The organism is Mycobacterium sp. SMC-4 (assembly GCF_050205565.1).
Taxonomy (GTDB): Bacteria; Actinomycetota; Actinomycetes; order Mycobacteriales; family Mycobacteriaceae; genus Mycobacterium.
The window spans coordinates 182412-197436 of sequence record NZ_JBNMQU010000004.1 but is presented as its reverse complement, the minus strand read 5'-3'; the positions used below and the strand labels follow the sequence as shown (position 1 = coordinate 197436).

The 15025-nt window shown below is 67.8% G+C and carries 14 protein-coding genes; 5 read left to right on the top strand and 9 right to left on the bottom strand.

The window, feature by feature from the left end:
* Positions 1 to 21 precede the first annotated feature (21 nt).
* The 3 genes from ACQI46_RS09700 to ACQI46_RS09690 are packed head-to-tail and all read left to right on the top strand — an operon-like array spanning position 22 to position 3847.
* Complete coding sequence (locus tag ACQI46_RS09700; protein WP_427093928.1) at positions 22 to 1137, top strand: pyridoxal phosphate-dependent aminotransferase; 1116 nt, start codon at positions 22 to 24, stop codon at positions 1135 to 1137.
* Positions 1134 to 2528 (top strand): xylulokinase, encoded by a 1395-nt coding sequence (locus ACQI46_RS09695; RefSeq protein WP_427093765.1) that lies wholly within the window; start codon positions 1134 to 1136, stop codon positions 2526 to 2528. Before ACQI46_RS09700 ends, ACQI46_RS09695 begins: the two co-directional genes overlap by 4 nt.
* A 35-nt stretch (positions 2529 to 2563) precedes the next feature.
* On the top strand, positions 2564 to 3847 hold the full coding sequence (locus ACQI46_RS09690) for an HNH endonuclease (RefSeq protein WP_427093764.1): 1284 nt from the start codon (positions 2564 to 2566) through the stop codon (positions 3845 to 3847).
* Here the strand turns inward: ACQI46_RS09690 and ACQI46_RS09685 are convergent.
* The 3 genes from ACQI46_RS09685 to ACQI46_RS09675 are packed head-to-tail and all read right to left on the bottom strand — an operon-like array spanning position 3828 to position 7815.
* Complete coding sequence (locus ACQI46_RS09685) at positions 3828 to 5732, bottom strand: acetoacetate--CoA ligase (protein WP_427093763.1); 1905 nt, start codon at positions 5730 to 5732, stop codon at positions 3828 to 3830. The genes ACQI46_RS09690 and ACQI46_RS09685 overlap by 20 nt on opposite strands.
* Entirely contained in the window at positions 5717 to 6463 is a 747-nt protein-coding gene (locus tag ACQI46_RS09680) for a 3-hydroxybutyrate dehydrogenase (protein ID WP_427093762.1), read from the bottom strand. The genes ACQI46_RS09685 and ACQI46_RS09680 overlap by 16 nt, the downstream gene beginning before the upstream one ends.
* Entirely contained in the window at positions 6460 to 7815 is a 1356-nt protein-coding gene (locus tag ACQI46_RS09675; RefSeq protein WP_427093761.1) for an MFS transporter, read from the bottom strand. The genes ACQI46_RS09680 and ACQI46_RS09675 overlap by 4 nt, the downstream gene beginning before the upstream one ends.
* Before the next feature lie 70 nt (positions 7816 to 7885).
* Here ACQI46_RS09675 and ACQI46_RS09670 point away from each other — a divergent pair, with 70 nt between their 5' ends.
* On the top strand, positions 7886 to 8836 hold the full coding sequence (locus ACQI46_RS09670) for a LysR family transcriptional regulator (RefSeq protein WP_427093760.1): 951 nt from the start codon (positions 7886 to 7888) through the stop codon (positions 8834 to 8836).
* Between the two features lie 64 nt (positions 8837 to 8900).
* Here the strand turns inward: ACQI46_RS09670 and ACQI46_RS09665 are convergent, their stop codons facing one another.
* Together ACQI46_RS09665 and ACQI46_RS09660 are read right to left on the bottom strand one after the other, a co-directional pair.
* Positions 8901 to 10349 (bottom strand): peptide MFS transporter, encoded by a 1449-nt coding sequence (locus ACQI46_RS09665; RefSeq protein WP_427093759.1) that lies wholly within the window; start codon positions 10347 to 10349, stop codon positions 8901 to 8903.
* Between the two features lie 368 nt (positions 10350 to 10717).
* A complete protein-coding gene (locus ACQI46_RS09660; RefSeq protein WP_427093758.1) occupies positions 10718 to 10939 on the bottom strand; it encodes a hypothetical protein in 222 nt (73 codons plus the stop codon).
* Positions 10940 to 11017: 78 nt separating this feature from the next.
* On the opposite strand from ACQI46_RS09660, the gene ACQI46_RS09655 reads away from it, so the two are divergent.
* Positions 11018 to 11494, top strand: coding sequence for a hypothetical protein (locus ACQI46_RS09655; RefSeq protein ID WP_427093757.1), 477 nt, complete (start codon positions 11018 to 11020; stop codon positions 11492 to 11494).
* On the opposite strand, the gene hsaB is transcribed toward ACQI46_RS09655, so the two are convergent.
* Genes hsaB through hsaA form a run of 4 tightly spaced genes read right to left on the bottom strand, consistent with a single transcriptional unit; the run spans position 11463 to position 15008 of the window.
* Complete coding sequence (gene hsaB / locus ACQI46_RS09650; RefSeq protein WP_427093756.1) at positions 11463 to 12029, bottom strand: 3-hydroxy-9,10-secoandrosta-1,3,5(10)-triene-9,17-dione monooxygenase reductase subunit; 567 nt, start codon at positions 12027 to 12029, stop codon at positions 11463 to 11465. The genes ACQI46_RS09655 and hsaB overlap by 32 nt on opposite strands.
* 5 nt (positions 12030 to 12034) lie before the next feature.
* The gene (gene hsaC, locus ACQI46_RS09645; protein WP_427093755.1) at positions 12035 to 12937 is read right to left on the bottom strand and encodes an iron-dependent extradiol dioxygenase HsaC; all 903 of its coding nucleotides are present in this window, start codon (positions 12935 to 12937) and stop codon (positions 12035 to 12037) included.
* A gap of 2 nt (positions 12938 to 12939) precedes the next feature.
* Positions 12940 to 13827, bottom strand: a complete 888-nt coding sequence (gene hsaD, locus ACQI46_RS09640) for a 4,5:9,10-diseco-3-hydroxy-5,9,17-trioxoandrosta-1(10),2-diene-4-oate hydrolase (RefSeq protein WP_427093754.1) — start codon at positions 13825 to 13827, stop codon at positions 12940 to 12942.
* Positions 13824 to 15008 (bottom strand): 3-hydroxy-9,10-secoandrosta-1,3,5(10)-triene-9,17-dione monooxygenase oxygenase subunit, encoded by a 1185-nt coding sequence (gene hsaA / locus ACQI46_RS09635; protein WP_427093753.1) that lies wholly within the window; start codon positions 15006 to 15008, stop codon positions 13824 to 13826. Before hsaA ends, hsaD begins: the two co-directional genes overlap by 4 nt.
* Positions 15009 to 15025: the final 17 nt, after the last annotated feature.

Genomic DNA, 15025 nt, shown 5'->3' with positions numbered 1-15025 from the left:
GGCATCCCGCCGTTCTATGTGATGGACGTGTGGCTGGCCGCCGCCGAACGTCAGCGCAGCCACGGCGATCTGGTCAACCTGTCCGCCGGGCAGCCCAGCGCCGGTGCGCCGACCGCGGTGCGTGACGCGGCCGTCGCCGCGCTGCAACGCAACCAGCTCGGCTACACCGTCGCGCTCGGCATCCCCGAGCTGCGAGAGGCCATCGCCGGTTCCTACGCCGCCCGCCACGGCCTGTCCGTCGAACCGGACGACGTCGTCATCACCACCGGTTCCTCGGGCGGCTTCCTACTGGCGTTCCTGGCGTGCTTCGACGCCGGCGACCGCGTCGCGATCGCCAGCCCCGGCTACCCGTGCTACCGCAACATCCTCTCGGCGCTGGGCTGCGAAGTCGTCGAGCTGCCCTGCGGACCCGAGACCCGGTTCCAGCCGACGCTGCAGATGCTGACCGAGATCGATCCTCCGGTGGCGGGCGTCATCGTGGCCAGCCCGGCCAATCCGACCGGAACCGTCATCCCCCCGCAAGAGCTGGCGGCCATCGCCTCGTGGTGCGCGTCGTCCGGTGTGCGGTTGATCAGCGACGAGGTCTACCACGGCCTGGTCTATCCGGGTGCGCCCGCGACCAGTTGTGCGTGGGAGACGTCGCGAGATGCTTTGGTGGCCAACAGCTTTTCGAAGTACTTCGCGATGACGGGGTGGCGACTGGGCTGGCTGCTGGTGCCCGATGAGCTCAAACGCGCGGTGGACCGTCTGACCGGGAACTTCACCATCTGTCCGCCGGTGCTGCCGCAGTTGGCCGCGGTGTCGGCGTTCACCCCGGAGTCGATCGCCGAGGCCGAGTCGCTGCTCGACGGCTACGCATCGAACCGGACCATGCTGCTCGACGGGTTACGGGCCCTCGGCATCGACCGGCTGGCGCCCGCTGATGGTGCGTTCTACGTCTATGCCGACGTCTCGCACCTGACCACCGATTCGTTGTCGTTCTGTTCGAAGCTGCTCGAGGACACCGGTGTCGCGATCGCGCCGGGCGTCGACTTCGACACCGTGCGCGGCGGTGCGTTCGTCCGGCTGTCTTTCGCCGGTCCGCCATTGGAGATCGAGGAGGCGCTGCGCCGCATCGGGAAGTGGTTGCCGTCATGACGCTGGTGGCGGGCGTGGATTCCTCGACGCAGTCGTGCAAGGTCGTCGTCTGCGATGCCGACACCGGCCGGATCGTGCGGTCCGCTGCCATGCCGCACCCGGGCGGCACCGAGGTCGATCCGCAGGTGTGGTGGGATGCGCTGCAAGCCACGATCACCGCTGCGGGCGGATTCGCGGACGTGTCGGCGGTGTCGGTCGGTGCACAGCAGCACGGAATGATCTGCCTGGACAGTACCGGTGCTGCGGTGCGGGATGCGTTGTTGTGGAATGATATTCGCTCCGCCGACGCCGCAGCGCAGTTGGTGGACGAGTTGGGCGGGCCGGATGCATGGGCGCAGGGGGTCGGTGTCGTGCCGGTGGCTTCGATCACCGCGACCAAACTGCGGTGGCTGGCCGACCACGAACCCGACCACGCCGATGCCACCGCACTGGTGTGCCTGCCGCACGACTGGCTGACATGGCGCTTGAGCGGCTCGTCGGACATCGCCGACGTACGTACCGATCGCAGCGACGCCAGCGGCACCGGCTACTTCTCCGCACGGACCGACAGCTATCACCTGGATTTGTTGGAGCAGGCGATGCGCGGTCGGCGCCCTGCGGTGCCGCCGGTGCTGGGTCCGCGGGAGCGGGCAGGCACCCTCCCGGAGGGGGCCGTGCTGGGGCCCGGTGCGGGCGACAATGCCGCTGCTGCACTGGGTTTGAGTGCTTCATCCGGCGACTGCGTGGTGTCGCTGGGCACGTCGGGAGTTGTCAGCGCCGTCGGGTCCGTCGGGGCACAGGACCCCGACGGTATCGTCGCCGGGTTCGCCGATGCGACGGGACGTCAACTTCCGCTGGTGTGCACCCTCAACGGTGCACCGGTGCTGGCCGCCGCGGCGCAGATGCTGCAGGTGGATTTCGCCGAGTTCGACCGCCTCGCGCTGTCCGCGCCGGCGGGCGCCGAGGGTCTGGTGCTGGTGCCCTACTTCGAGGGTGAGCGATCGCCGAACCTGCCTCGGGCCACCGGCGCACTGCACGGCGTGACGACACGAAACATGAACGCCGCGAACCTCGCTCGTGCTGCGGTCGAGGGTCTGCTCAGTTCGATGGCGTATTGCATCGACCGGATCAGGGACCAGGGCGTCGAGACTCGGCGCATCATCCTGGTGGGCGGTGCGGCGCGGTCGGAGGCGGTGCGGCGGATCGCTCCGGCGGTCCTCGGCGCCGCGGTGCACGTCCCGGCGCCGGGCGAGTACGTCGCGTTGGGCGCCGCGCGGCAGGCGGCGTGGGTGTTGTCCGGTGCCGACGCACCGCCGGGCTGGACGGTCGGGGACGTGGCGCGCTATGAAGCAGACGCGACGCCCTGGGTGCGGGAGCAATACCAGGCGGCGGAGCCGCTGACGCTGCGGTAGCGGATTTGTCGGACTGTCTGAGTACAGTCGGTTTCGTGTTCGAAAGTTTGTTCGACTTCTCTGATGCCGCCGGTGAGGCTGAGCTGCGCGCTGCGGTTGAAGGCCTTGAGGCGCTCAAGGCGCGGGCGGCAGCTGCGCAGGCGCGGGCGACGGCGTTGTGGGCGGCCAAGCGGCGCGCTCGTGAAGAGGCCGACGGTGTGCCGGCGGCAAAGCGTGGCAAAGGGCTGAGCTCGGAGGTGGCGTTGGCCCGCCGGGAGGCTCCGGTCAATGGCAACCGGCACCTGGGCTTCGCTCGGGCGCTGGTGCACGAAATGCCTCACACGTTGGCGGCTTTGGAGTGCGGAGCGCTGTCGGAGTGGCGGGCGACGCTGATCGTGCGGGAGTCGGCGTGCCTGAGCCTCGAGGACCGTCGCCGGCTGGATTTCGAACTGTGTGCCGATCCGTCGCGGTTGTCCGGCTGGGGCAACAAGCGGGTGGAGGCCGAGGCCAAGCGAATCACCGCCCGGTTGGATGCGGCGGCGGTGGTGGACCGGTCGGAGAAGGCGGCTGCGGATTGCGCGGTCAGTTGCCGGCCCGCGCCCAACGGCATGGTGTATTTCACCGTGCGGCTGCCGCTGGCCAAGGGTGTCGGGCTGTATGCGGCGTGTAAGCGGGCTGCGGACACCACGTTCGACGATCGGTCGCGGGGTCAGATCATGGCCGACACGGTGTACGAGCGCGTCACCGGGCGCGCGGCAGATGCGCCGGTGCCGGTGGCGCTGAACCTGGTGATGGCCGACACCACGCTGGCCGGCGACGACGACGAGTTGGCCTGGCTCGACGGCTACGGCCCGGTCCCGGCCGGGTTCTGCCGCGCGCTGGTCGGTGACGCCGCCCTGGATGCCGGCACGAAGGCCACCCTGCGGCGCCTGTATCGCCACCCCGACAGCGGCCAACTGGTCGCCATGGAATCGAAGTCCCGGATCTTCCCCAAGGGTCTGGCGCGGTTCCTCGAACTACGCGACCGCATGTGCCGCACCCCGTACTGCGATGCCCCGATCCGCCATCACGACCACGCCAGGCCGGCCCGAGACAACGGGCCTACCAGCGCGCGGAATGGACTCGGCGAGTGCGAGGCGTGCAACTACGCCAAGGAGACACCCGGCTGGCGCGTGACCACCGAGGATGCGGACGGCCGGCACGTCGCGGAGTTCATGACGCCGACCGGGACGGTCTACCACTCGACCGCCCCACCACTGCCCGGACCACCGGTACGCCGACGCCTCAGCCTCATGGAAGGCCGACTCAGTGTTGACCTGGTTACGTTCGACGCTGCGTGACGTACCAGTCGAGCAGCGCGGGGTCGTCGACAGCGCTGCGTTCGACGACCTTGGCGGCGTCGCGGCCCTGGAACAGCTTCTTGATCGGCACCTCGAGCTTCTTGCCGGTGCGGGTGTGCGGAACGCCTGGCGCGACGATGATTTCGTCCGGCACGTGCCGTGGGGACACCTCGGTGCGGATGGTGTCGTTGATCTTGTCGCGGACCGCGTCGGTGAGCTCCACGCCGTCAGCGAGGACGACGAACAGTGGCATCCAGTAGCCACCATCGGCTTGTTCGGAACCGATCACGAGCGCTTCGACGACCTCGGGCAGGCGCTCGACGGCTTGGTAGATGTCGGCGCTGCCCATGCGGATGCCGTGCCGGTTCAGCGTGGAATCGGACCGGCCGTGCACGATGATGCTGCCGTGATCGGTGACGGTGATCCAGTCGCCGTGGCGCCACACGCCGGGATAGGTGTCGAAATAGGCGTCGTGGTAACGGGATCCGTCGGGGTCGTTCCAGAACGCGACCGGCATCGACGGCAGAGGCTTGGTGACGACCAGTTCGCCCACCTCGCCGATCACCGGCTGCCCCGCCTCGTCCCACGCTGCGAGCGCGACACCGAGATAGGGCGCCGACAACTCACCGGGCCACACCGGAACCGTGGGAACGCCACCGATGAACGCCGAGACCACGTCGGTGCCACCGCTGATCGAGGCCACGTGCACACCGACGTGGTCGCGCAGCCACAGCGAGGATGTCGGCGGCAACGAGGATCCCGTGATGCCGACCGAGCGCAGCGCCGACAGGTCGTGTGTCTTCTTCGGGTGCGCATCGGCCTTCATGCAGCCGAGCACGTAGCCGGGGCTGGTGCCGAGCACTGTCGCCCGTACGCGAGCGGCGATGTCCCACAAAGTATCTGGCTGCGGCGAGTTGGGGCTGCCTTCGTAGCAGACGATCGTCGACCCCACCAGCAGGCCGGCGACCTGGAAGTTCCACATCATCCAGCTGGGGCTGGTGTACCAGAAGAAGGTGTCGTCCGGGCCGAGGTCGCAGTGCAGTGCAGCGGCTTTGAGGTGTTCGAGTACCACGCCGCCGTGGCCGTGCATGATGCCCTTGGGCAATCCGGTGGTGCCCGACGAGAACAGGGTCCACAGCGGATGGTCGAACGGCAGGGCCACCGGCGTCAGCGGCTCGTCGGCCACCTCCGCCAGATCGTCGAGGCCGAAGCTTGCCTGCAGCGTCGGCAGGCCTGCGCGCACCGCCTCGACGTCGTCACGTTTGTCGCGGTACTTGCCGGCGAACAGATATCCGTCGGCGGCGACCAAGACCTTGGGCTCCAGCTGCCCGAGCCGGTCCAGCGCGGCCTTGGCCGAGTAGTCCTGCCCGCACGCGCTCCACACCGCGCCGATGCTGGCCGCGGCCAGGAACGCGATGACGGCCTCCGGGATGTTCGGCAGGTAACCCACCACGCGGTCCCCTGGCTCGACGCCCGCCGACCGGAGTTTCGCGGCGAACGCCCCCGTCCGGCCCAGCATCTCGGCCCAGGTCACCTCGCGGTCGCGGCCCTCTTCGCTGACGTGGATGATCGCGGGACGATCGGTGCGGGCGTTGCGGATCACCTGATCGACATAGTTCACTGTCGTACCCGGAAACCATTGCGCGCCGGGCATTTCCGCACCGGACAGCACGGTCTGGCCGCGCTCGCCGAGCTCGAAGTAGTCCCACAGCGCCGACCAGAATCCGTCGAGGTCGTCCACGGACCACTGCCACAGGCTGCGGTAGTCGTCGAACTCCGCACCGGTGCGCTCCTCGACGAAGCGGGTGAAATCGGTGATCCGGGCGGAGGCGATGTCGTCGGCGGTGGGAGTCCACTGGGGCGCGTCGGTCACTTGGCGCTCCACCCGCCGTCCATCGTGTACGACGCTCCGGTCACCATTCCCGCGTGCGGCGATGCCAGCCAACCGACCAACGCCCCTACCTCCTCCGGTTCGACAAGGCGCTTGACCGCGCTCTCCTTGAGCAGGATCTCGCTGAGCACTTGCTCAGGAGGAATGTTATGCGTTCGCGCCTGGTCGTCGATCTGTTTGGTCACAAGCGGGGTCCGCACGTATCCGGGGTTGACGCAGTTGCTGGTCACACCGTGCGGTCCACCCTCGAGCGCGGTGACCTTCGACAGTCCTTCGAGGGCGTGCTTGGCCGTGACGTACGCCGATTTGAACGGTGAGGCGCGCAGCCCGTGCACCGAGGAGATGTTGATGACGCGACCGAATTCGTTGCGGTACATGTGCGGCAAGGCGGCACGGATCAACAGGAACGGCGCCTCGACCATCAGCGCGAGCATCATGCGGAACTTCTCCGGCGGGAAGTCGGTGATCGCGTCGACGTTCTGCACCCCGGCGTTGTTGACCAGGATGTCGGTCTCCAGTCGCAGGGTCTCGAGTGCATGCACGTCGAGGAGGTCGGCCGCCCAGGCGGTTCCGCCGATCTCGTCGGCCACCCGTTGCGCACCGGCGGCGTCCAGATCGGCGACCGTGACCGCGGCGCCCCGACCGGCGAGTTCGCGTGCGCACGCCGCACCGATGCCACCGGCACCTCCGGTGACCAGCGCAGTTCGGCCATCCAGATCGCTCACAGCAGTCCGGCCTTGGCCAGTTGCTCGCGGTCGGCCTCGTCGAGGGTGCGCAGGTCGATACCGTTGGTCTCGCGGGTCAACAGCGCGGCGATCAGCGTGATCACCGCGGCGCCGGCCAGATACACCGCGATGGGCACCCAGGTGTCGAATCGGTCCAGCAGCCAGGTCGCGATGGCCGGGGCGAGCGAGCCGGCGACGATCGAGGTGACCTGATAACCCAGTGACACACCGGAATACCGCATGCGGGTCGGGAACATCTCGGCCATCAGCGCCGGCTGCGGCGCGTACATCAGCGCGTGGATCATCAGACCGAGAATGACCGCGCCCATGATCATCAGGTAGTCGCCGGTGTTCATCATCGGGAACGCGAAGAAGCCCCAGGTGATCGCCAGGACCGCCCCGGCGATGTAGACGGGGCGTCGGCCGTACCGGTCGGCGAGCCGGCCCACCTGCGGCACCACCACGAAGTGCACCGCGTGTGCGGCCAGCAGGTACCAGAGGATGTCGCTGGTGTCGGTGCCCACGTGGGTGCGCAGGTAGACGATGGAGAACGTGACGACGAGGTAGTACATGATGTTCTCGGCGAAGCGCAGCCCCATCGCGGTGAAAACGCCACGCGGATAACGGCGCAGCACCTCGAACACGCCGTACGACACGGACTTGACCCGCTCCACTTCTTCCTGCGCGGCCACGAAGATCGGCGCGTCGGTGACCTTGGTGCGGATGTAGTAGCCGATCAGCACCACGACCGCCGAGAGCCAGAACGCCACACGCCAGCCCCAGGACAGGAACGCCGCTTCGGGTAGCACGCCGGTCAGCACCAGCAGCACCACGGTGGCCAGCATGTTGCCGACCGGCACCGCGGCTTGGGGCCAACTGGACCAGAACGCGCGTTCCTTGCTCGGGCTGTGCTCGGCGACCAGCAGCACCGCGCCGCCCCACTCGCCGCCGACCGCGAAGCCCTGCAGGAAGCGCAGCACCACCAGAAGGATCGGTGCCCACACCCCGATCTGTGCATACGTCGGCAGGCAGCCCATCAGGAATGTCACCGCGCCGACGAGCAGGATCGCGAACTGCAGCAACTTCTTTCGGCCGTACTTGTCGCCGAAGTGACCGAACACGATGCCGCCCAGCGGGCGTGCGACAAAGCCGACTGCGTACGTCAGCAGCGCGGCGATGAGGCCGGCGGCCTCACTGGTGCCCTCGGCGAAGAACACCTTGTTGAACACCAGCGTCGCGGCGGTCGCGTACAGGAAGAACTCGTACCACTCGACGACGGTGCCCGCCATCGAGGCCACCACCACGCGCTTGAGACCCGCCGTGACCGAGCTGTCGGACTGCTGCGTGCTCATCGCACACCCCTCCTTTGTGATGCCCACCACAGATGGCAGTGAGTATTCATGCAGCTACCCCGAACCGGCAATGGGCAAAAGTGCACCAGCGATCTGCAAAAATGCAGAGGTGTCGACTCCGGTGCGCCGTCCCAGCGCCGACGACCTGCTGGTGCTGCTGGCGGTGGGCAGAACCGGCAGGTACACCACGGCCGCCGACGAGCTGGGGCTCAACCACACGACCATCAGCCGACGCATTGCGGCGCTGGAACGTGCGATGGGCGGCCGGGTGCTCGCGCGGGTGGGCGGCGGGTGGGAACTCACCGACCTGGGGCGCGAAGCGCTCGCCGCCGCCGAGGCCGTCGAGAGCGCGGTGCGCTCGCTGGCCGCCGACACCGCCGGGCGGCGCACGCTGGAAGGCGTCGTACGGATTTCGGCCACCGACGGCTTCTCGGCCTACATCGCCGCGCCGGCCGCAGCGTCAGTCCAGCGCGACCACCCGCAGGTTGCGGTCGAACTCGTGGCCACCACCCGCCGCGCCACCCAACAGCGCTCCGGCATGGACATCGAGGTCGTGGTCGGCGAGCCGAAGGTGCATCGCGCCCGGGCGCTCCGGTTGGGCGACTACTGCCTGGGCCTGTACGGCTCGAACGACTACCTGACCGAACACGGCCGGCCCACCGACGTCGCCGATCTGCACCGATTTCCGCTGGTGTACTTCATCGACTCGATGCTGCAGGTCGACGACCTGGACCTGGCCACCAGCTTCGCCCCGGCCATGCGGGAGTCGGTCACGTCGACCAACGTGTTCGTCCACGTCGAGGCCACCCGGGCCTCGGCCGGTCTTGGTCTGCTGCCCTGCTTCATGGCCGACCGCCATCCCGATCTGGTGCGGGTCCTGCCCGACGCGGTGTCGATCCGTCTGAGCTACTGGCTGGTGACGCGCGCCGAGACGCTGCGCCGTCCGGAGGTCGCGGCCGTCGTCGACGCCATCCGTGCGCGGATGCTGGACCAACGCGACGTCCTGCTCGGCAAGCGGTGAAAGTTATCCACAGGACTTGTCCACAGTGTGGATGAATCACACTGATGTCATTCCACCCGGTTTCTCAGTGCACGCCCTCCATGTGACGGCTGATCCACGGGGAGAGCAGCCACACCATTACTCCGATGACCACCGTGAAGCCACCGAGAACTCCGAAGTATGCGACTTCGCGGGCCGGCTCGTACCAGGCCGACAACACCCCTGACATCGAGGTTCCGATACCTACCGAGAAGAAGTAGAGCGCCATCATCTGTGCGCGGAACGCTTCGGGGGCCAACTTGGTGGTGACGGACAGGCCGATCGGCGACAGCAGCAGTTCCGAGACCGCGAACACCCCGAGGATCGCCATGACCAGCAGCGCGGGTACCCGGTCGATGCCGGCCAACGGGACGAAGCACAGGAATGCCAAACCCATGCCGACGACGCCGTAGGCGAACTTGCGCGGAGTGGTGGGGGCACGATTTCCGAGCCTCGTCCACATCGCGGCGAACAGCGGCGACAGCGCGATGATCCACACCGGCTCGATCGAACCGATCCAGTTCGACGGGGCCACCCAGCCGAACACCGACCAGTTCATCCGTTCGTCGGAGTAGACCGCCAGCACCGTGAAGATCTGCTGGAACAACGACCAGAACACCGCGTTGGCGACGAACAACGGGATGAACGCGCGCACCCGCGCCCGCTCCTGCGCGGTCACCTTCGCCGACCGCAGCAGCACCGCGAAGTAGCCGACCGACGCGACGACGATGACTGCAGTGGTGATCTGCGACAGGTTCTCCAACGTCACCCATCCCACGGCGATCGTCGCCGCGATCACGACCGCCGCCAGGGCCGCGACGCCGGCCGCCTTGTTCGCCGCACCGCGGGCCAGCGGATTGGGCACCTCGCGCCCGTGGCCGCCCAGGTTGCGCCGGAACACCACGTACTGGATCAGTCCGAGGGCCATGCCGACCGCAGCCGCACCGAACCCGACGTGGAAACCGATACGGGTCTGCAGCAGGCCGGTGAGCAGCGGCCCGACGAAGGCGCCCAGGTTGATGCCGAGGTAGAACAAGGTGAACCCACCGTCGGCGCGCGCGTCACCTTTGGCGTACAGCGTCCCCAACAACGACGACGCATTCGCCTTCAACGCCCCCGAGCCCAGCGCGACGAACACCAGACCCACGCCGACCCCGGCCAGGCCGGGCAACACCGCCAGCGCGAGGTGGCCCAGCATCACGATCACTCCGCCGTAGAAGACGGTGCGCTCCATACCCAGGAGACGGTCCGCGACCCACGCGCCCAACACCGTCGACAGGTACACCAGCCCGCCGTACGCGCCGACGATGCCGGTGGCCGTCGTCTGCGCAAGACCCAGACCCCCGTCGGTGGCCGAGTAGTACAGGTAGTAACCCAGGATGGTGAGCATCCCGTAGAAGGAGAACCGCTCCCACAGTTCGACGCCGAAGAGGTTGGTCAGCCCGATCGGATGACCGAAGACTGTGCGGGTCGGAACCTCGTCGCGGATCGTCATCCCGATGCGGACTACCCGAATCGCGCTGCGACAATCACCGGGATCTCGTGATCAGCCGCCGCCGCAACCACCACCACCTCCGCAGCCGATACCTCCACCGCAGCCGCCGCCGTCACCGTCGCCGCCGCTGGTGTAGAAGAAAGTGCTGGCCGCCGTACCCGCTGCCCAGATCCTGTGCCGCTGACCGGCCCCCGGAGTCGCTCGCTTCTCACGGTCCAGCGATCGGTCACTCCACAGGTACAGGTGCGCCACATCGGATCGGTACCGCTCGAGAGGCGATGCACGCCGGCGCTCACGGCGACGCCACGCGACCGCTGTACCGAGCGCGGCGACCCCCATCGCCGCGAGCCCACACCACAGGAGGACGTTCACGATCCCCCGCCTCCACCACCGCAGCCGCCGCCGGCGCAACCTGAATGGCCGACATCCCAGCGGTCGGTCCGCCCGTCCTCGTCCGGATCGTCGCCGGCAACGGATTGGCCGTCAGCCTGCTGCTGCTGAAGGCCGCCCATGAACAAGTACGCCACAGACGAGGCGACCAGGAATATCGCCGCTGAGCCGAAGAAAACCACGATGTCCGTGGTGCTCATCCTCGAAGCGTACGCCCGTTCGCTGCAGGCGGATACAGTGAAAAAGTGCTGCTTCGCAGCAGACATCGGCTCGACCGGATGAACGCAGCGGTGGCGGATCTCGAACTCCCGCCAGCGGTGTTCAAGACCTGTCCCTGGGAGCCGCGGGAGCTGGTCGCGACCGGACTACGTCAATGGCTGCGGTGCTGCGGCCCCGCCATCTGGGACGGGCAGGTCATCGGTATGCCGTCGCGCGCGGTGGATGAGGCATGGCACGGCTTCATCCTCTGCACGGTCCGATACTCGGACTTCTGCACGCACGCGTACGGCCGGTACCTGCACCATCACCCGGAGGGCGGCGCGCCTGCCGGCGCGCCGGTCGACGCCGTCGGCGCGCAACTGGGCCGCACGATCGTCGCCTGGGAGCTCGTCGCCCGACCGGACGAACGATGCGTGCTCTGGAACCTCGATGTCCGCCTCGGACTCGATGAACCATGGGGCATCGACGCCGCACATGTCGAAGCGATCCAACGCACGCTGGCTCCTACAACCAGGTGTCCTCGCCGGCGACGGTGAGGAACGCCTCGAGATCGTTGCGCCAGTCGGCCGGGGTGTTCTTGTCCGGCTCGATGCCGGTGTACTGGCCCTGATAGAACAGCAGCGGTCGCGGCTTCTTGTCAGAACCCCCGGACAGCGAATGGACCGCACCGAACACCACGAAATGGTCCCCGCCGTCGTGCACCGAAGCCACCGTGCAGTCGAGGTGCGCCAGGCTGCCCTTGATCATCGGTGAGCCCAGTTCCGATGGTGCCCAATCGATTCCGGCGAACTTGTCGGGCTCGCGGGAGCCGAACCGCGCCGAGACGTGCTGCTGGTCCTCGTGCAGGATGTTCACGCAGAACCGGCCGCTGGCCTCGATGGCCTGCCAGGACCGTGACTGCTTGGTCGGGCAGAACAGCACCAGCGGCGGCTCCAGCGACAGTGCCGCGAACGACTGACAGGCGAACCCGACCGGGGCGTCGTCGTGCACGGTGGTGATCACCGTGATGCCGGTGCAGAACTGCCCGAGCACATTGCGGAACGTGCGCGGATCGATCGCCGGAGAGCTCACGGCTGCTAGCTCTTGAAGCCCACGCTGAAGTCGTGGCCCCACAGCGACACCGCCGTGCTCTCCCGGGCCACCCAGTTGCTGTCGTCGACTTCGAGCCCCTCACAACCGAATTCGATGTCGAACCCGCCCGGAGTCTTCATGTAGAACGACAACATCTTGTCGTTGACGTGGCGGCCCAGCGTCGCGGCCATCTTCACGTTGCGGCGCAGCGCGCGGTCCAGGCAGAGCCCGACATCGTCGGAGTTCTCCACCTCGACCATGAGATGCACGATCCCGCTGGGTGTTTCGCCCGGCATGAACGCCAGGCTGTGGTGCCGCGGGTTGACGCCCAGGAAACGCAGCCAGGCCGGGGCACCGTCGGCCGGGCGGCCGACCAGCTGCGGAGGCAGCCGCATCGAGTCGCGCAGGCTGAAGCCCAGCACGTCGCGGTAGAAGTGCAGGGTCTCGGTGTCGTCCCGGGTGGTCAGCACGACGTGGCCGAGGCCTTGCTCCTCGGTGACGAACTTGTGCCCGTACGGGCTGACCACGCGGCGGTGCTCGAGCGCGACGCCGTGGAACACCTCCAGCACGTTGCCCGACGGGTCGTCGAAGATGATCATCTCGTCGACGCGGCGCTCGGCCAGCTCGGCAGCGGTGGCTTCCTTGTACGGCGTGCCGTGCACTTCGAGGCTGTTGCGGATCTCCTGCAGCGCAGCGGCATTGGCGGTTTCCCAGCCCGAGCTGATCAACCGGTCCCGCTCACCGGGGACGATGACCAGCCGTGCCGGGAACTCGTCCATGCGCAGATAGAGCGCACCGTCGGTGTCTCCCTTGCCCTCCACCATGCCGAGCACCTTGAGCCCGTATTCGCGCCACGCCGCGACGTCGGTGGCCTCGATGCGCAGGTATCCCAGTGATCGGATGGTCATGGTCATCCCTCCAGAAGGAAGTCTGTGGTCAGCTTGTTGAACTCGTCGAACTTCTCCAGCTGTGCCCAGTGTCCGCACTGCCCGAAGACGTGCAACTGCACACGCGGAATCTGCTTCAGCGCCACCAGCGCGCCGTCGAGCGGGTTCACCCGGTCTTCGCGACCCCAGATCAGCAGTACCCGCTGACGCAGCTTGTACACGTCGCGCCACATCATGCCCAGCTCGAAGTCCGCGCCGGCGAACGACTTGCCCATGGCCTTGGTGGCGGCCAACGACTCCGGCGTGCTGGCGATCTGGAAGCGCTCCTCGACCAGCTCCGGCGTGATCAGGCTCTGGTCGAACACCATGATGCGCAGGAACTTCTCGATGTTCTCGCGCGTCGGCTCGGCAGCGAACTTGCCCAGCAGCTTGACCCCTTCGGTGGGATCAGGTGCGAACAGGTTGACGCTGAGCCCGCCGGGCCCCATCAGCACCAGCCGGCCCGCCCGCTTGGGGTTGTCCAGTGCGAAGCGGACCGCGGTGCCACCGCCGAGTGAATTGCCCACCAGCGCAGCGCGTTCGATGCCGAGATGATCGAACAGGTTCAGCAGTGCGGTGGCGCTGTAGCGGTTGTACTGCTCGTGTTCGGTGTGCTTGTCGGAGTGCCCGTAGCCGGGCTGGTCAACGGCCAACACATGGAAGTGCTTGGCCAGCACCGGAATATTGCGGCTGAAGTTCGACCAGCTGGACGCCCCCGGGCCGCCGCCGTGCAGGAGCACGACGGTCTGGGAATTGCCCACGCCCGCTTCGTGGTAGTGCAGCCGCATGTCCTCGCGGACCTGCGCGTAGCGCGAGGTCGACTCGAACGTGACCTCGACCTGCTGCTCGGTCTCCTGGATGTAGGACGTCATACCATCGTGTCCTGGGGAGGCAGCCCGAACGCGTCGTTGCCGAAGATCAGGTAGGCCCGCTCGGGCTCGTTGGCGGCATGGACCCGGCCCGCGTGGGCGTCCCGCCAGAACCGCTGCACGGGCTGATCCAGTTGCAGCGCCGTGGCGCCGGACGCCTCGAACAGCAGGTCGATCGACGCGATCGCGCGCGCGGTGGCGCGCACCTGGTCACGACGGGCGGCGGCGCGCAGTGAGAACGGGATCTCCTTACCAGCCTGCAGCAGCTCGTACTCGTCGCGGACGTTGCCGATCAGCTGCCGCCAGCCGGCGTCGATGTCGCTGGCCGCCTCGGCGATCCGGATCTTGGCGAACGGGTCGTCTTTCGACTTCTCCCCCGCGAACGCCGCACGCACCCGCTTGCCCTGATGCTCGACGTGCGCAGCGTAGGCGCCGTAGGCCATCCCCATGATCGGGGCGCTGATGGTGGTGGGATGCATGGTGCCCCAAGGCATCTTGTAGACCGGCGCGGTGTTGTTCTGGTAGCCGCCGGCGGTGCCGTCGTTCATCGCCTTGTAGGACAGGAACCGGTGCCGGGGGACGAAGACATCCTTGACGACCACGGTGTTGCTTCCGGTGGCCTTCAGGCCCACCACATTCCACACGTCGTCGATGGTGTACTCGGTGCGCGGGATCAGGAAGCTGCCGAAGTCGACCGGCTTGCCGTCCTTGATCACCGGGCCGCCCAGGAACGCCCAGGTGGCGTGGTCGCAGCCGGACGACCACTGCCAGGCGCCGCTGACCAGGTAACCGCCGTCGACGACGTGGCCGGCACCCATCGGCGCGTAGGACGAGGACACCCGCACGGTCGGGTCGCTGCCCCATACGTCGTCCTGGGCCTGCTGGTCGAACAGCGCCAGATGCCAGTTGTGCACGCCGATGATCGACGCGACCCAGCCGGTGGAACCGCAGGCGCTGGCGATGCGTCGCACCGCCTCGTAGAACAGGCTCGGGTCGCACTGCAGGCCGCCCCACTGCTCGGGCTGGAGCAGCTTGAAGAAGCCGACCTCGTCGAGTTCGGTCACGGTTTCGTCGGGCAGACGACGCAGCTCTTCGGCGGCTTGTGAGCGCTCGGCGATCCGCGGCAACAGGTCGTCGATACCGGCGAGAACCGACTGCGCGTCGCGCTGTTGAATGGACGTCACTGGTGTGCCTCCCGAGG